Here is a 14,581-nt window from a genome sequence, read left to right on the forward strand (position 1 = left end):
CAGGGTCGGAGATCGTCGCTAATAAGTTGATGAAGAACGCGCCCGCCCGCCTGCGGTGCGATGTCGCATGAGAAGGTTCGGCGACGCTTCGGAGAAGCGCCCTACCCCGCCGCGTTCAGCTTCCGCTCGACCGCCTCGACCAATTCCTGAACGTCCTGGTGCTTGCCGTTCCTGAAGGCGATCCGCGTGCCGACCTTCAGCGGCCCCATCAAGGGTCCGTCGGTCGGCACGGGCGCGAAGCTCAGCACCTCGACCGTGTTGATCGAGACGGTCGCGTCGTCCGGGCGCGTGAAGCTGACGAAGGCCATGAGACAATCCTCAAGGTTGAGGAAAAACCATCTCACAGCGCAGAGAGGTGCTCAAGCGTTAGCGCCGCTTCGTCTGGCGCCGCGCGAACGGATCGTACTCGGCCTCGTCCTCCGAGAAGCCGAACTTGGCGAAGCCGGCCTTCATCTCCGGACTGAGCGGCGCCTCGATGGCCAGGGTGCCGACCGTCGGGTGCGGCAGGATGATCGAGCGGGCGTGCAGCTGCAGCTTCAGGCCTTCCGACAGCGGCGCGGACTTGTCGTCGCTGTACTTGGGATCGCCCAGGATCGGGTGGCCGATGGCCTTCATGTGGGCGCGCAGCTGGTGGGTGCGGCCGGTGTGCGGGCGCAGGGCCATCCAGGTGACGCGCGGGCCGGCGCGGCTGATCGAGACGAACTCGGTCTCGGCCGGCTGGGCGTCGGGATCCTTCGGCTCGGCCGGCACCACCAGTTCGCGATCGCCGACGCCCCGCTTGGCCAGGTGCAGTTCGATCACGCCCTCGGTCGGGTGCGGATTGCCCGCGACGATCGCCCAGTAGGTCTTCTGGGCCCGACGCTTGGCGAAGGCGCCCGACAGGCGGGCGGCGGCGGCCGGGGTCTTGCCCAGCAGCAGCACGCCCGAGGTGTCGCGGTCCAGGCGGTGGACCAGCTTGGGGCGGTCGACGCCCTCGCCCCACGCGCTGAGCAGCTTGTCGATGTGGTGGGTGGTCTTGGTCCCGCCCTGCACGGCCAGGCCGGCCGGCTTGTTCAGGGCCAGGACCTCTTCGTCCTCATACAGCACCAGCGACTTGGCGAAGGCGATGTCGCGCGGCGACAGCTTGCCCTTCTCGGACGGATCAGGGGCGTCGGGCAGCGGCGGCACGCGGATCTGGCTGCCGGCCGCCAGCTTGGTGTCGGCCTTGGCGCGCGAGCCGTCGACCCGCACCTGGCCGGAGCGGAACAGCTTGTTCAGCTGGATATGGTTCAGGTGCGGCCAGCGGCGCTTGAACCAGCGGTCCAGGCGAACGCCGTCCTCGCCAGCGTCCACATAGATCGTGCGTACTTCTTTCATGCCGCGAAAATCCTGCGGGCGACCAAGAGGCCCGCGAAAACGGCCGCCACGGACAGGATCACGCTGGCGGTCGTATAGGTAAAGGCCTGGGCGTAGGCGCGCTTCTCGATCATCAGCGCGGTCTCCAGCGAAAAGGCCGAAAAGGTGGTGAAGCCGCCCAGACCGCCGACGCCGAGCAGGACGCGCCAATGCTCCTGATTGGCGTCGCCGCGATGGGCCAGCCAGCCGACCAGCATCCCCATCAGCAGTCCGCCCGTCAGATTGACGATGAAGGTGCCGTAGGGCCAGTTGAACCCGAACAGGCGAAGGGTCTGCACCCCCACCAGATAGCGGGCGACGGCGCCGAACGCGCCGCCGGCGGCGACAAGGAGAAGTTTGGTCATCGCGCCCTTATGCGCCGCGCGGCCACGAACGCCAAGCCGCGCCGCAAACCGCCTTCGCGGCCCGCCTCGGCGAGTGTTAACCCCGCCGGGCGCCGTCGGTGGTCCAGGCGCCTCGGAAAGCCATAAAGCGGCCCCGGATACGCGGCAAAAGGCCCGGAAAATGGGCGCCTTAACGTTTGAGCGCGTTGCGGTAACCTCGTTTGCAAACCGTGTTCCTGCACCGACCGTTAAGGCTGTAAAAGGCATCCTATGGGCTCCTCCCGCGCCAAGGCGAACATGCCCTTCGATTCGATGCATAACGACGACCGGAACGAGCGCCTGGCTCTCAGCGGCCCCGTACTCCAGCGACTGGCGGGGTCGGAGTTGATCGCCCGCGGCTCGGTCAACGTCATCAGCGTCAAGGCCATCCGCCGCTGGGCCGGCGACTGGTGGGACAAGAAGCGCGTCGACGTCTGGACCTATGTCGAGCGCAAGCTGGCCGAACACCTGGACCGCAGCGACCTGCGCGCCCGGATCGGCGAGGAAGACTTCCTGATCGCCATGAACAACGACCAGGGTCTGGCGGCCCAGGCCACCAGCGTGCGCATCCTGGAAGACGTGCTGACCCATCTGCTGGGCGCGGCCGAGCCCACCGACCTGGGCGTGCGCTCGGTGATCGGCGTCGAGGCCGGCGGCTTGGTCTGTCGTCCGGTGGACGCGGCCGTGATCCTGGCCGCGCGGGCCCGACGGGACTCGACCCGCTCGCCCATCCGCTTCGACATCGATCCGCTGGAAGAGACCCGGCGCACGCCCGTGGCCTTCACCACCGCCGGCGGCGCGGCTCTGCGCGTCGACTTCACGCTCGAGCACGTGATCAGCCTAAAGCGCAACATCGCCACGGCCGTGCGCATCGAGCCGGTGGTCACCCACCTGGGCTCGGGCAAGCAGATCAGCGCTCGCGCCGTCTCGCGCCTGCCCGACCGCGACGCCGCCTTTATCGACGAGGCGGCCCTGAAATACGCCGCCGTCTTCGCCCGCGCCTCGCAGGGCCACGACCGGCCCGACCTGATCGTGCCGGCCTCGTTCCGCACCCTGGGGACCCAGCGCGGCCGCGACATGCTGACCGGCACCTCGGGCCTGTCCCTGGCGCTGCTGCGCGGCGGGGTGATGATGGAGCTGGTCGACGTCACGCGCGGCACGCCCGCCGGCCGCCTGCTGGAAGTCGTCGGCCTGCTGAAGGCCCTGACCCGCGGCGTGATCGCCCGCGTGCCGCCCGAGAAGGAGGCGCTGCGCGTGCTGCGCGACGCCCGCCTGCAGGGCCTGACCCTGGACGCCAGCGACCTGGGCGGCCCGGCCGAGAAGATCGCCGCCGACATCATGGCCTTCGGACGCGACGCCAGGGGCCTGGCCCCGATGGTCGCCCTGCAGGGCCTGCCGGCCGAAGGCTACTTCGCCGCCGCCGAGACCGCCGGCCTGACCCACGCGGCGCTGCGCGCCGCCCACCCGATCGCCGCGACCACGACAAAGAAGGCGACGGGTTAAACCGCCGCCCGGCCCTGCCCCACGGTGCGGACGATGGCGCGGGCGTCGTAGACGTCGGCGCCGCGCGGCGGCTGGCCCTTGCCGAACACCACCTCCATCGAGCTGCTCACCGCCGGTCCCGGGCCCAGGTTGAAGCTGGTGCCCACGCCCAGCCCAACCGAACTGCGGCGGCCATAGCTGCCCGAGCCGCCGCCGATCGACAGGGTCGAACCGCCGCCCGAGCCGGTCTGCTGGGTCACGCGGTCGGCGACCCGGAACCAGTCGTAGCCGTCGCGCAGGGCCAGCTCGGCCGAGCGCAGCAGGGCGTAGTCCGAGACCTGGTTGACCGGCGCGCCGGGATTGCCCTGGAAGGTGACCCGGTAGCGGCCGGCCTCCAGGCGGTACTCCGAATAGCCGGCCCCGCGCGGCGCGGTCTGCGGCGCATAGAGCGTCGGGGCGCTGGCGCAGGCGGTCAGCAAGGCGGCGGAAAAGGCGAGTGCGATCAAACCCTTCGCATTGTGACGTTTCATGGCGGATCTCCTGCCAGGCTTAACGGCTTTCCGGGCGCCCCTGTTCCGAAACCTCCAGGCCCAGCTTAGCCAGAACCGCGCGCATGTCGTCCGGAATCGGCGCGCTGATCCGCCGCTCGCCGCCCTCGGGGTGCGGGAAGACCAGTTGGGCGGCGTGCAGCATCAGCCGCGGCACGGGCGCCCCGCCCAGCATCAGCGCCCCGCCATAGCGGCTATCGCCGGCGATCGGCCGGCCGATCGAGGCCATGTGGACCCGCAGCTGATGCATGCGGCCGGTGTCGGGGCTCAGCTCGACCAGGGCCGCGCCCTCGGTCGACGCCAGGGTGCGATAGCGGCTGCGGGCCGTCTCGGCGTCGGGGTGGTCGGCCGCGCAGACCCGCATATAGGCCTCGCGCCCGATCGACTCGCGGCGCAGGGAGCTGTCGATCTGGCCGCCGCGCGGCTCGGGCGCGCCCGGCGTGACGATGGCCAGGTAGGTCTTGCGGAACCGCTTGCCCATCAGGGCCTTGCCCAGGAAGGTCGCGGCCGGCTTGGTGCGGGCCGTCAGGATCACGCCCGAGGTGTCGCGGTCCAGCCGGTGGATCAGGCGCGGACGCGGGCGGTCGCGCCGGGCCAGGGCCCACAGCAGGTCGTCCAACGTATGGGCCCGGATGCGCCCGCCTTGGCTGGACAGTCCCGCCGGCTTGTTCAGCACGAAGACGCTGTCGTCCTCGTGGATCACCAGCGACCGGGTGAACGCGATCTCCTCCGGGGTCAGGACGATGGGCGCGTCCGACGCCTTGGGTGCGGCGACGCCGGGCGGACGCCTGGGCGGCTTGCCGGGGGGCGGACGGCTCATGCGGCCTCCCCCCTCGGCGCGATCCACAGCGCCCGGCCGTTCAGGAACAGCCACAGCAGCATCAGGCCCGCCGGCGCCAGGGCCCAGCCGCCCCGCGAGGCGAAGCTGGTCAGCAGGAACACCGCGAAGGCCAGCGGCAGGGCGTAGACGGCGTTGGCGACGATCGACGGCCAATGCGGCGGCCGGGTGAAGACCAGCAGCGGCCCGCTGGCCCGGCGCCGGAAGACCAGCGGCGGGACGACCAGCAGCAGGGTGATCGTCGCGATCGGGATCATCGCCACCAGCGCCCCGGCCAGCGGAATCTCCAGGGTGTCGGACCATTCGGGCAGTTGCTCGCGATAGAACCGGTGCAGGGGATCGGCCGCCAGCCCCGCCAGGGTGGCGGCCAGGGCCAGCAGCGTCACGCCCAGCACGACCAGCGCGTTCTTCTGGGTCCGCAGCAGCCGCGCCCCGAACCGCAAGGCCAGGCCGGCGATGACGACCGCGCAGGCCCCCAGGCCGAAACAGGCGTAGGCGAGGTCGGCGTACAGCCACTTGCGGGTGGCGTACTGGCTCTGCAGCGCGGCGAACCGAGCGGTGGCGCGCTTGAAGGTTTCGGCGTCGGGCTGGCCGAAATAGAGCGTGGCGCGCAGCTTCTGCAACGCGGCGAAATAGGCGCCGGAATCGGTGTGCCAGGGCGTGACGGCGGCCAGCCACAACAGGACGCCGCCCGCCAGCAGCAGGACCAGGGCGATCGCGGCGATTACGCGGACCGCAGGGGTAAGCTTCACTTGCCGTCTCTCCGCAGGCGGTTCCAGGTGTCCAGTCGTTCCTTGACCTTGGCCTCGGCCCCGACCGGCTTGGGCTCGTAGAGGCTGGGCCGCTCCATCCCGTCCGGGAAATAGTTCTGGCCCGAGACCCCGCCCTCGACGTCGTGGTCGTAGGCGTAGCCGTCGCCGTAGCCCAGTGATTTCATCAGCTTGGTCGGGGCGTTGAGGATGTGGGCCGGCGGCATCAGGCTGCCGGTCTCCTTGGCCAGGCGGCGGGCGGCCTTGTAGGCGTTGTAGACGGCGTTGGACTTGGGCGCGCTGGCCATGTGCACCACCGCCTGGGCCAGGGCCAGTTCGCCCTCCGGACTGCCCAGGAAGTCGTAGGCGTCCTTGGCGGCCGTGGTCAGCAGCAGGCTCAAGGGATCGGCCGCGCCGATGTCCTCCGACGCCATGCGCACCAGCCGGCGGGCGATGAACAGCGGGTCCTCGCCGCCCTCCAGCATCCGCGCCAGCCAGTACAGCGCCGCGTCCGGATCGCTGCCGCGCACCGATTTGTGCAGGGCCGAGATCAGGTTGTAGTGCTCCTCGCGGTTCTTGTCGTAGGCCGGACGGCGCTTCTGCAAGAACTGGGTCAGCTGGGTCGGATTCAGCGGCGTGTCCGTGCCGATCGCCAGCAGGGTCTCGGTCAGGGTCAGCAGGTAGCGGCCGTCGCCGTCGGCCATGGCGATCAGCGTCGAGCGGGCCTCGGCGTCCAGCGGCAGTTTCCGGTTTTCGGCCGTCTCGGCCTTGACCAGCAGGGCCTCCAGCGCCTCCTCGTCCAGCCGTTTGAGGACGAAGACCTGGCAGCGCGACAGCAGAGCGCCGTTCAGCTCGAACGACGGGTTCTCGGTGGTCGCCCCCACCAGGGTGACGATCCCCTCCTCCACGAACGGCAGGAAGCCGTCCTGCTGGGCGCGGTTGAAGCGGTGGATCTCGTCGACGAACAGCAGGGTGCTCTGGCCGGCCTGGCGGCGCATGCGGGCCTGCTCGAAGGCCTTCTTCAGGTCGGCGACGCCGGAGAACACCGCCGAGATCTGCATGAACTCGTAGCCCCCAGCCTTGGCCAGCAGGCGGGCGATGGTGGTCTTGCCGGTGCCGGGCGGCCCCCACAGGATCATCGAGGCCAGGCGACGGGCCGCCGCCATGCGGCCGATGGGGCCGTCGGGGCCCAGCAGGTGCTCCTGGCCCACAACCTCGTCGAGGGTCTGGGGACGCAGGCGGTCGGCCAGCGGCGACGGCGCGTGGGGCGTCAGGCCGGCGGCTTGGAAAAGATCGGACATGGAGTAGGTTTACTTAATCATGGGAGGAACCACCATGACCAACGAAGGCGATCCGACCCGGGCTCCGACGACCGGCGTCATCCCCTATCTTTCCGTCGTCGGCGGCAAGGCGGCCGTGGACTTCTACAAGCGCGCGTTCGGGGCCGAAGAGGTGTTTCGCAACACCGCCGACGACGGCGAGCGCATCATGCATTCGCGGCTGATCATCAATGGCGACTGGGTGATGCTGTCGGACCACTTCAGCGAAATGGCCCATGGCGACTACGTCCCGCCCTCGGCGGTGACGCTGCACCTGCAGGTCGACGACGCCGACGCCTGGTGGAGCCGGGCGGTCGAGGCCGGCGCGACCGTGCGCTTCCCGCTGGCCGACCAGTTCTGGGGCGACCGCTACGGCCAGGTCGTCGACCCGTTCGGCCACACTTGGTCGATCGCGTCGAAGATCAAGGCGTAGAGCCTACTCCGCCATCGTCTCGCCGGACCCGCCGAACTCGGCCGGGAAGTCCTTCAGCTTGGGCAGGCCGTCGTGCATCGGCAGGACGGTCTCGGCGTAGTTCACGTGGACGCCGGGCGCGAAGGCCAGGGTGGGCAGGGTGGCGGCGAACACGTCCACCAACCCCAAGGTCGGATGGCGGGTCATCAGGTGCCCGCCGCACTTGGCGCAGTATTGCCGCTGGCTGAAGCCGGTCTTCTGGTAGGTCGCCACCTCGTCGGATCCGTCGGTGATCCGCACGGCCTCGGGCTTCCACAGGCTGAAGGCGTTGACCGGTCCGCCGGACCACGAGCGGCACGAGGCGCAATGGCAATAGCCCATGGCCTCCGGCTCGCCGGTGACCTCCAACTGGACCGTGCCGCAAAAGCAGCTTCCGACATGGGTCATGGCGTTTCCTCGACTTTCGTATCGTCAGTCGGTCCGCGCGGCCACGGTACTGCTCGCGCGCCCGCTGAACAAGCGTCGCGAGCAGCACCTGGCGGGAAGACGCCGCTAGGCCCGCAGCCGCGCCGTGATCCGCTGGCCGTTGCGCTCGATGGTCACGGTCCAGGCGGCGGCGGGCACATTGGCGACCGCCGCCAGGTCGGCGGTGGTGTTGATGGCCCGGCCGTTGACTTCGCGGACGAAGTCGCCGGGCCGCAGGCCCGCGTTCAGGGCGAAGCCCTGGCCGATCTTGGTGACCAGCACGCCGCGGCCGGCGAAGGCGTCCACGCCCAGGTCCTGGGCCACGGCGGGCGACAGGTTGACCACGGTGGCGCCGTCGAACGGGTTGCGGCCCTTCAGCACCCGCTCGTCGCGGGGCGGGCTTTCCGGGGCGGCCTCGGCCCGCAGGGTCAGGGTCTGCTCCTTGCCGTTGCGGTTGATCAACACCGAGACCCGGTCTCCGACCTTGTGGGTGCCGATGGCGAAGGCGCCGCCGCCCTCGTCGTTCACCGCCTGGCCGTCGATGGACAGGATCACGTCGCCGTCGCGGATGCCGGCCCGCTCCGCCGAGCCGCCGGGATAGACGTCGGAAATCACCACGCCGCGCGGCGCGGCCAGGCCCAGGCTGCGGGCGATGTCGCCGGTGACCGGCTGGCCCTTCACGCCCAGCCAGGGCCGCACCACGCTGTGGCCGCCGCCCAGGGCGGTGTTGACCACCTGCCGCACGACCGATGCCGGAATGGCGAAGCCGACGCCGCTGGACGAGCCCGAGCGCGAGATGATGAAGGTGTTCACCCCGATCAGGTCGCCGTCCATGTCGACCAGCGGGCCGCCGGAATTGCCCGGATTGATCGCCGCGTCGGTCTGGATGTAGCTGCCGAATTCGGCCGCGCCGACATCGGTGCGCGCCAGGGCCGAGACGATGCCGTTGGTCACCGTCTGGCCCACCCCGAACGGATTGCCCATGGCCAGGACCAGGTCGCCGACCTCCAACTGCTCCTGGTCGTCGATGGCGATCACCGGCAGGCGCTCGCCCTTGGTGTCGATCTTCAGCACCGCCAGGTCCGAGCGCGGGTCGTCCAGCAGCACCGTGGCCGGGAACTCCCGGCGGTCGGCCAACTGGACGGTGACGTCGCTCATGCCCTCGATGTTGTGGTGGTTGGTGATGATCACCCCGTCGGCGCGGACGACGGCGCCGGAGCCCAGCGAGCCCTGCACCTGGTCGCGGGTGGCCCCGCCGCCGCCGCCCATGAAGAAGTCCCAGAACGGATCGACGCGCTGGCGCACCACGCGCTTGCTGGCCACGTTGACGATGGCCGGGGCGGTCTTCTTCACCACCGGCGAGAACGAGGCCTTCATCGACATCGGGTCGGACGGGACCCGGCGGGTTGGCTGGGCCAGGTCCGGGATCGTCTGGGCCTTCGACGGCCCCTGTGGCGAGCAGGCGGCCAGCAGGGCCAGGGCGGGAAGCACGACGCGATAGGATCGCATGGTTGTTGGGCGACTCCGTGGATTCCAGCCCGCAAGATCAGCCGAGCTTTCGGGCGCATTGATGGCGGCCAAGGTTCGGGATTTCGTCGCGAAGGCCTTCCCGCCGCTCTTCAAAGGCGGTCAGGCCACGCTGGGTTCCACCGCCACGGGCCGGGCCACGCGGATCGCCAGGACGGTGGCGCCCAGCAGCAGGGCGGCGGCGATCAGGGCCGGCAGGCCGGGCATGTGCAGGGTCGCGTCATGGCGCACCGCCCAGGAGAACGGCAGCAGATAGAGCGACGGCCCGACGATGGCGGTGATGCCCATCATCGCCGAATTGGCGCCCTGCAGCTGCCCCTGCTCCCACGGCTCGACCCGCCGGGTCATCAGGCCCTGCAGGCCGGGCTGGATCAGACCGGTGAAAGCGAAGATCGGCAGGCCGCACAGATACAGCCATCCCGTCGGCGCCAGGCCGTAGATCAGGAAGCCGACCGCCCCGGAAAACAGGCCGATCAGCAGCGCCCCGCGCTCCCCGACCCTCTTGACCACCGGCCCGACCACGACGGTTTGCATCAGGATGCCGGCGATGCCGCTGCCCATCAGGGTCAGGCCGATGACGTTGACCGGCCAGTGGTAGCGATAGCCCATATAGAGAACGAAAACGCTGGGCAGCACATTGTGCGACAGCTGGAACAGGAAGCCCACGCCGGCCAGGCCCAGCAGGTTGGGCTTGCTCTTCAGCAGGTTAAGCGAACCGACCGGGTTGGCCTTCTTCCAGTCGAAGCGCTTGACCCGCTTGTCGACCGGCAGGGACTCGGGAAGCACGAAAAAGCCGTACAGCCAGTTGCACAGGGCCAGGCCCGCGCAGACCAGGAACGGCAGGCGGTGATCGAAATGCCAAAGCCAGCCGCCCAGGGCCGGACCGAAGGTGAACCCCACCCCGAACGCCGCGCCCATCAGGCCAAAGCCCTTGGCCCGGTCCTGCGGCTGGGTGACGTCGGCCACATAGGCCCCGGCGGTCGAGAAACTGGCCGCCGTCATGCCGTTGAACACCCGGCCGACGAACAGCCACCAGATGGTCGGGGCGAAGGCCATGAACAGGAAGTCGACGCCCAGGCCGAAGATCGAGGTCAGGATCACCGGCCGACGGCCCCAGCGGTCGGACATCAGGCCCAGGATCGGCGAACAGAAGAACTGCATCACCCCCCAGGTGGTGGCGAACAGCACCACCCACAGGGCCGTCGAGGCGGTGTCGCCGCCGTTGAAGCGCTTCATTAGCTCGGGCAGCACGGGAATCATCACCCCCAGCGACAGCACGTCCAGGCAGGCGGTGATGAAGATGAAGCCGAGCGCGGCTTGTCTGTGGTTCCTGCTGACGGTCTTGGTCATGCGTCGCCCTCCTTGGCGCGTTCTTGTACGTCCATAGCCGCTTGGCTGGCGAGACTTGTCAGCAGCGCGCGCCACCATTCGGCGTGGCGTTGCAGGAACACCGCGTCCGGGAAGCGGTGCCGCGCCACGTGCTCGATCGGAACCGTGTCCCAGCCGCGGTGCTCGACGGTGACGCGGGTCTCGTCGTCCACCGGCTCAAAGCGGACGTCGACCTCGGTGTCCATGCCCGGCGCGAAGCTGGCCTGGCGCCAGCCGAACACCAGCCGCCGGCCGGGATCCCAGATACGGACCGGGCCGATCTCGAACACCTTGCCGGACGACAGGCGCTCGACCAGGCGGGTCCCCTCGCCCGTGCGCTCGAAAGCCAGCACGCCCGGCGAGCGCGGGGTGAACGAGAACAGGGGGTTGGGCCTCCACCACGCGCCGATGTCGGCGGTGAACACCTCGAAGACCCGCAGCGGCGGCGCCTTGATGCGCAGGGCGACCAGGACCTTGGAGCTCATGCCCCCTCTCCGCCGACCTTGCCGCCCTCGACATGCGCCTTCAGCGCCAGAAGCTGGTCGCTCCACAGGCCCTCGGCCGCCTCGGCCCAGGCCTTGAGCTCGGCCATCGGCGCGGGGCGCAGGGCGTAGACCCGCACCCGGGCGTCGAACGGCGGGTGGGTCTCCTCCACCAGGCCGGCCAGGCGCAGGGCGCGCAGGTGGCGGCTCATGGCCGGGGCCGACAGGCCGGCGGCCTGGGCCAGTTCGCCCGCCCTGCGCGGCCCCCGGCGCAGCAGGTCGACGGTCGCACGCCGATGCGGGTCGGCCAGGGCCGCCAGGGTGGCGTCGAGCGAGGCGGTCACGAGGCCGCCGCCGGGAAGGCCGCGGAGACCCGGCCGGCCTCCAGCAAGGCGATCTGCCGCTTGTTGGCCTTCAGCCGCCAGGCCGCCTCCAGCGCCCCACGCAGGGTGGGCTCGTCGGCTTCGGCCAGCACGACCAGGGTCGCGCCCTTCAGCCCCCAGGCGCCCGGCACGGGCCGAAACGTCCGGGGCTCGACGCCCGTCACCATCTCCTGCTGGTCGCGGGTCAGCGCGACCATGCCGAAGCTGGCGTTGGGATAGCCCAGGGTGGCGAAGATCCGCCCCACCCGGAAGTCGACCGTGCCCATGTGCGAGCTCTCGACGGCCTCGGGCAGGGCCAGGGCCAGGCGGCGGAAATCGTCTGGAGTCATCGGCGCCGTCACGCCCAGCCCTTCACCACCTTAAGGCCGGACGCCGCCTCGGCCTCCTCCACGCTCACGGCGCGGATCGGCGCGCCGACGGTCCAGAAATGGCCTTCCAGGTCGCGGCAGCGATAGGTGCGGTCGCCGTAGAACTGGTCGGCCGGCTCCATCAGGATCTCGGCCCCGGCCGCCCTGGCCCGCTCGCAGTGCGCGTCGATGTCGCCGTCCAGATGGATGTGGACGCTCTGGGTGTTGAACCCGTCGATCGAGGCCGGGCTCTTGTGCTTCTCGGTCCACTCGGCGCCGATCATCACCAGGCTGTCGCCGAAGCTCATCTCGGAATGGGCCAGATTGCCGTCGTTGTCCTCGATCAGCATCACCAGCTCGAAGCCGAAGGCCGCCTCCAGCCATTTCAGCGCCGCCTTGGGGTCGCGATAGCAGAGGGCCGAGGTCAGGGAGGCGCGGGGCACGGCGAAACTCCATTTGCGATTTGTCGAAATATTTAACGCATATAGAAACTAAAATCGCAAGCGATCGTGGTTGACGGACCTCACCGCGCCCTGTACCAATCAGTACAATTGTACCCCTCGGTACAAAGCAGGAGAGCTCCCATGTCTGCCGTCCGCCCCCCGCTTCCGCCCTTCACGCACGAAACCGCCGTCGCCAAGATCCGGGCCGCCGAGGACGGCTGGAACAGCCGCGACGCCCAGAAGGTCGCGCTCGCCTATACGGAGGACACCCGCTGGCGAAATCGCGCCGAGTTCGCGGACGGCCGCGCGGCCGCCCAGGCCCTGCTGGCCCGCAAATGGGACAAGGAGCTCGAATACCGGCTGATCAAGGAGTTGTGGGCCTTCACGGGCAACCGCATCTCGGTGCGCTTCCGCTACGAATATCGCGACGACTCGCATCAATGGCACGTGGCCTATGGCAACGAGCAGTGGGAGTTCGAGGCCGACGGCCTGATGCGGCGGCGCGAGGCCAGCATCAACGAGCGTCCGATCAGCGAGGACCAGCGCCGGTTCTTCTGGCCGCTGGGGCCGCGCCCGGCCGACCATCCGGGCTTGACCGAAATGGGGTTGTGACCGCGTGGGCAAGGCAGTCGGTGATCGCGGCGGGGTGGTTCCGCTGCTGGCGGAGGCGTTCCGCGAATGCGGGTTCGAGGGCGCCAGCCTGTCGGTGATCAGTCAGCGAACCGGCCTGGGCAAGGGCAGCCTCTACAACTTCTTCCCCGGCGGGAAGGAGGAGATGGGGGCCGCCGTCCTGGCCGCGATCGACGCCTGGTTCGAGGCCGAGGTGTTCGCGCCGCTGCGCGCCGCCGGCGACCCGCGCGCGGCGATCACGGCAATGCGCGCGGCCGTCGACGCCTATTTTCGCTCCGGCCGGCGCGTCTGCCTGGTCGGGGCCTTCGCGCTCGACAATGTCCGGGAGCGCTTTCCCGGCCAGGTCCGCGACTACTTCGCCGCCTGGCGCGACGCCCTGGCCGGAATGCTCGAGCGCGGCGGCGTGGCGGCTCCCGAAGCGCGGGAGGCGGCCGAAGACGCCCTGATCCAGGTCCAGGGCGCGCTGGTGCTGTGCCGGGCCCTGGACGACCCGGAGGTCTTCACGGCGGGCCTGGCGCGCATGGAACAGCGACTGATGACCCTGCTTTAGCGCAGCGCCGCCTTCACCGGCCCCAGTGAACCGTCGCCCTTGTCGCCCTTCACGCCGATCAGGCGGGTCAGCAGCGGATAGACGTCGACATTGTCGAACACCGACAGCACGACGCCGGACCGGAAGGCCGGACCGTGGGCGACGAACACCGCCCGCATGGCGGGGTCGAACGGGTCGTAGCCGTGGGCCCCGCCGTCGCGCGGATGCTCCTTCCAGCGCTTGGCGATCGCGCTGGCGGTGGCGAAGTACCAGCCGCGCTCGGCCAGGCAGACGATCGGCGGGACGCGGGGATTGGTCCCGTAGGCGTAGCGGGCCGGGATCTTGCCCTTCTCCCAGCAGGTCAGGTGGTCGTGCGGCTTCAGCATCGCCGCCTTCACCTCGGCCTCGAAGCCCGGCAAGGCGCGCACGCCGACGATCGAGCCGGTGCTGACGAACCTGGCCTTGGCCGGGTCGACCAGGGTCGCCACGTCGACCAGGCGGCTCAGCGGCTGGGGCGCCATGCCGTGGTCGGCGACGACGACGATGTTGGTGGTTGCGTAGAGCCCCCTCGCCTTCAGCCCCTCGACCAGCCGGCCGATCGCGGCGTCGACCTTGGCGGCGGCGGCGTTCACCTCCGGCGAATCCGGCCCATAGTGGTGGCCTTCGGTGTCGGTGGCGTCGAAATAGAGGGTGGCCAGGCCCAGCGGCGGGGCCTTGGCGTCGATCCACGACAACACGGCGTCGACCCGGTCGGCATAGGCCAGCTTTTCGTCATAGACCTTCCAATAGCTGGGCCGCACGCCGTCGATCGCCGCTTCCGATCCCGGCCAGAACAGGACGCCGGCGTGAACGCCCTGCTGCTCGGCGCTGACCCAGATCGGCCTGGCCTGGCTCCACCAGCGCCCGTCGCCGACCGCGTCGTGGTTGGACATGCTGAAGCTGACGCCGGGGATGGCCTCGTCCTCCAGCGTGTTGTTGACCATGCCGTGGTGATCGGGCCGCTTGCCGGTGACCAGGGTGTAGTGGTTCGGATAGGTCAGGGACGGGAACGACGGCCGCATGGCCCCGCGCGCGCCGTCGGCGGCCAGGGCGCTCAGGGTCGGGGTGTCGCCCCGGTCCAGATAGTCGGGCCGGAAACCGTCCAGCGAGATCAGGATGGTCAGGGCCGACTTCGTCGGCGCCTTGGCCGGCTCCGCCTGTGGGATCGAGGCGCAGGCGCCCAACATCAGGGCCAGGATCAGGGCCATCCAGCGATACACAACGACCATCATACGCACCTCGTCCCGGGACGCCCGCCCTATA

General features: G+C 69.9%; 19 protein-coding genes. 4 read left to right on the forward strand and 15 right to left on the reverse strand.

The window, feature by feature from the left end; genetic code table 11:
* Nucleotides 1-101 precede the first annotated feature (101 nt).
* Genes BM066_RS12520 through crcB form a run of 3 tightly spaced genes read right to left on the reverse strand, consistent with a single transcriptional unit; the run spans nt 102 to nt 1,739 of the window.
* Nucleotides 102-308: a hypothetical protein gene (locus BM066_RS12520; RefSeq protein ID WP_089928369.1), complete on the reverse strand. Its 207-nt coding sequence runs from the start codon at nt 306-308 to the stop codon at nt 102-104.
* Between the two features lie 58 nt (nt 309-366).
* The gene (locus BM066_RS12525) at nt 367-1,356 is read right to left on the reverse strand and encodes an RluA family pseudouridine synthase (RefSeq protein ID WP_089928372.1); all 990 of its coding nucleotides are present in this window, start codon (nt 1,354-1,356) and stop codon (nt 367-369) included.
* Nucleotides 1,353-1,739, reverse strand: a complete 387-nt coding sequence (crcB, locus tag BM066_RS12530) for a fluoride efflux transporter CrcB (RefSeq protein ID WP_089928375.1) — start codon at nt 1,737-1,739, stop codon at nt 1,353-1,355. Before crcB ends, BM066_RS12525 begins: the two co-directional genes overlap by 4 nt.
* 276 nt (nt 1,740-2,015) lie before the next feature.
* Here crcB and BM066_RS12535 point away from each other — a divergent pair, with 276 nt between their 5' ends.
* Nucleotides 2,016-3,260 carry a hypothetical protein gene (locus BM066_RS12535; RefSeq protein WP_089928466.1) on the forward strand — a complete coding sequence of 415 codons (1,245 nt, stop codon included), beginning with the start codon at nt 2,016-2,018 and terminating at the stop codon, nt 3,258-3,260.
* Here BM066_RS12535 and BM066_RS12540 read toward each other — a convergent pair.
* Genes BM066_RS12540 through BM066_RS12555 form a run of 4 tightly spaced genes read right to left on the reverse strand, consistent with a single transcriptional unit; the run spans nt 3,257 to nt 6,675 of the window.
* Nucleotides 3,257-3,769, reverse strand: a complete 513-nt coding sequence (locus BM066_RS12540) for a CC0125/CC1285 family lipoprotein (protein ID WP_089928378.1) — start codon at nt 3,767-3,769, stop codon at nt 3,257-3,259. The two genes, BM066_RS12535 and BM066_RS12540, sit on opposite strands and share 4 nt — an antisense overlap.
* Nucleotides 3,770-3,788: 19 nt before the next feature.
* Entirely contained in the window at nt 3,789-4,607 is an 819-nt protein-coding gene (locus BM066_RS12545; RefSeq protein WP_089928381.1) for an RluA family pseudouridine synthase, read from the reverse strand.
* A complete protein-coding gene (locus BM066_RS12550) occupies nt 4,604-5,377 on the reverse strand; it encodes a hypothetical protein (protein WP_089928384.1) in 774 nt (257 codons plus the stop codon). Before BM066_RS12550 ends, BM066_RS12545 begins: the two co-directional genes overlap by 4 nt.
* Nucleotides 5,374-6,675: a replication-associated recombination protein A gene (locus BM066_RS12555; RefSeq protein WP_089928387.1), complete on the reverse strand. Its 1,302-nt coding sequence runs from the start codon at nt 6,673-6,675 to the stop codon at nt 5,374-5,376. Before BM066_RS12555 ends, BM066_RS12550 begins: the two co-directional genes overlap by 4 nt.
* 34 nt (nt 6,676-6,709) lie before the next feature.
* On the opposite strand from BM066_RS12555, the gene BM066_RS12560 reads away from it, so the two are divergent.
* Nucleotides 6,710-7,126 (forward strand): VOC family protein, encoded by a 417-nt coding sequence (locus BM066_RS12560; protein WP_018061012.1) that lies wholly within the window; start codon nt 6,710-6,712, stop codon nt 7,124-7,126.
* A 3-nt stretch (nt 7,127-7,129) separates the two neighbouring features.
* Here the strand turns inward: BM066_RS12560 and BM066_RS12565 are convergent, their stop codons facing one another.
* From BM066_RS12565 to BM066_RS12595, 7 genes are all read right to left on the reverse strand, one after another.
* Nucleotides 7,130-7,552, reverse strand: a complete 423-nt coding sequence (locus BM066_RS12565) for a GFA family protein (RefSeq protein WP_026176365.1) — start codon at nt 7,550-7,552, stop codon at nt 7,130-7,132.
* Between the two features lie 105 nt (nt 7,553-7,657).
* Complete coding sequence (locus tag BM066_RS12570) at nt 7,658-9,079, reverse strand: Do family serine endopeptidase (RefSeq protein WP_089928390.1); 1,422 nt, start codon at nt 9,077-9,079, stop codon at nt 7,658-7,660.
* A 120-nt stretch (nt 9,080-9,199) separates the two neighbouring features.
* Nucleotides 9,200-10,447, reverse strand: a complete 1,248-nt coding sequence (locus BM066_RS12575) for a TCR/Tet family MFS transporter (RefSeq protein ID WP_089928393.1) — start codon at nt 10,445-10,447, stop codon at nt 9,200-9,202.
* Nucleotides 10,444-10,950 carry an SRPBCC domain-containing protein gene (locus BM066_RS12580; RefSeq protein WP_089928395.1) on the reverse strand — a complete coding sequence of 169 codons (507 nt, stop codon included), beginning with the start codon at nt 10,948-10,950 and terminating at the stop codon, nt 10,444-10,446. The genes BM066_RS12575 and BM066_RS12580 overlap by 4 nt, the downstream gene beginning before the upstream one ends.
* A complete protein-coding gene (locus BM066_RS12585; protein WP_089928398.1) occupies nt 10,947-11,291 on the reverse strand; it encodes an ArsR/SmtB family transcription factor in 345 nt (114 codons plus the stop codon). Before BM066_RS12585 ends, BM066_RS12580 begins: the two co-directional genes overlap by 4 nt.
* Nucleotides 11,288-11,659 carry an MmcQ/YjbR family DNA-binding protein gene (locus tag BM066_RS12590; protein ID WP_089928468.1) on the reverse strand — a complete coding sequence of 124 codons (372 nt, stop codon included), beginning with the start codon at nt 11,657-11,659 and terminating at the stop codon, nt 11,288-11,290. Before BM066_RS12590 ends, BM066_RS12585 begins: the two co-directional genes overlap by 4 nt.
* Nucleotides 11,660-11,667: 8 nt before the next feature.
* Nucleotides 11,668-12,120, reverse strand: a complete 453-nt coding sequence (locus BM066_RS12595) for a VOC family protein (protein WP_089928400.1) — start codon at nt 12,118-12,120, stop codon at nt 11,668-11,670.
* Nucleotides 12,121-12,261: 141 nt separating this feature from the next.
* Between BM066_RS12595 and BM066_RS12600 the strand changes: the two genes are divergently transcribed.
* Both BM066_RS12600 and BM066_RS12605 read left to right on the forward strand, forming a co-directional pair.
* The gene (locus BM066_RS12600; protein WP_089928403.1) at nt 12,262-12,732 is read left to right on the forward strand and encodes a nuclear transport factor 2 family protein; all 471 of its coding nucleotides are present in this window, start codon (nt 12,262-12,264) and stop codon (nt 12,730-12,732) included.
* A 4-nt stretch (nt 12,733-12,736) separates the two neighbouring features.
* Nucleotides 12,737-13,300 carry a TetR/AcrR family transcriptional regulator gene (locus BM066_RS12605; protein WP_089928407.1) on the forward strand — a complete coding sequence of 188 codons (564 nt, stop codon included), beginning with the start codon at nt 12,737-12,739 and terminating at the stop codon, nt 13,298-13,300.
* On the opposite strand, the gene BM066_RS12610 is transcribed toward BM066_RS12605, so the two are convergent.
* On the reverse strand, nt 13,297-14,547 hold the full coding sequence (locus BM066_RS12610) for an alkaline phosphatase family protein (protein ID WP_089928471.1): 1,251 nt from the start codon (nt 14,545-14,547) through the stop codon (nt 13,297-13,299). The two genes, BM066_RS12605 and BM066_RS12610, sit on opposite strands and share 4 nt — an antisense overlap.
* Between the last annotated feature and the right edge of the window lie 34 nt (nt 14,548-14,581).

It is taken from the genome of Caulobacter sp. UNC279MFTsu5.1 (assembly GCF_900114015.1).
Lineage (GTDB): Bacteria > Pseudomonadota > Alphaproteobacteria > Caulobacterales > Caulobacteraceae > Caulobacter.

What these genes read in the sequence shown, in the direction of transcription:
- BM066_RS12590 (WP_089928468.1), bottom strand. Translation starts at nt 11,659, where the DNA reads ATGACTCCAGACGATTTCCGCCGCCTGGCCCTGGCCCTGCCCGAGGCC.
- BM066_RS12575 (WP_089928393.1), bottom strand. Translation starts at nt 10,447, where the DNA reads ATGACCAAGACCGTCAGCAGGAACCACAGACAAGCCGCGCTCGGCTTC.
- BM066_RS12555 (WP_089928387.1), bottom strand. Translation starts at nt 6,675, where the DNA reads ATGTCCGATCTTTTCCAAGCCGCCGGCCTGACGCCCCACGCGCCGTCG.
- BM066_RS12570 (WP_089928390.1), bottom strand. Translation starts at nt 9,079, where the DNA reads ATGCGATCCTATCGCGTCGTGCTTCCCGCCCTGGCCCTGCTGGCCGCC.
- BM066_RS12520 (WP_089928369.1), bottom strand. Translation starts at nt 308, where the DNA reads ATGGCCTTCGTCAGCTTCACGCGCCCGGACGACGCGACCGTCTCGATC.
- crcB (WP_089928375.1), bottom strand. Translation starts at nt 1,739, where the DNA reads ATGACCAAACTTCTCCTTGTCGCCGCCGGCGGCGCGTTCGGCGCCGTC.
- BM066_RS12540 (WP_089928378.1), bottom strand. Translation starts at nt 3,769, where the DNA reads ATGAAACGTCACAATGCGAAGGGTTTGATCGCACTCGCCTTTTCCGCC.
- BM066_RS12545 (WP_089928381.1), bottom strand. Translation starts at nt 4,607, where the DNA reads ATGAGCCGTCCGCCCCCCGGCAAGCCGCCCAGGCGTCCGCCCGGCGTC.
- BM066_RS12535 (WP_089928466.1), top strand. Translation starts at nt 2,016, where the DNA reads ATGCCCTTCGATTCGATGCATAACGACGACCGGAACGAGCGCCTGGCT.
- BM066_RS12580 (WP_089928395.1), bottom strand. Translation starts at nt 10,950, where the DNA reads ATGAGCTCCAAGGTCCTGGTCGCCCTGCGCATCAAGGCGCCGCCGCTG.
- BM066_RS12565 (WP_026176365.1), bottom strand. Translation starts at nt 7,552, where the DNA reads ATGACCCATGTCGGAAGCTGCTTTTGCGGCACGGTCCAGTTGGAGGTC.
- BM066_RS12525 (WP_089928372.1), bottom strand. Translation starts at nt 1,356, where the DNA reads ATGAAAGAAGTACGCACGATCTATGTGGACGCTGGCGAGGACGGCGTT.
- BM066_RS12600 (WP_089928403.1), top strand. Translation starts at nt 12,262, where the DNA reads ATGTCTGCCGTCCGCCCCCCGCTTCCGCCCTTCACGCACGAAACCGCC.
- BM066_RS12610 (WP_089928471.1), bottom strand. Translation starts at nt 14,547, where the DNA reads ATGGTCGTTGTGTATCGCTGGATGGCCCTGATCCTGGCCCTGATGTTG.
- BM066_RS12560 (WP_018061012.1), top strand. Translation starts at nt 6,710, where the DNA reads ATGACCAACGAAGGCGATCCGACCCGGGCTCCGACGACCGGCGTCATC.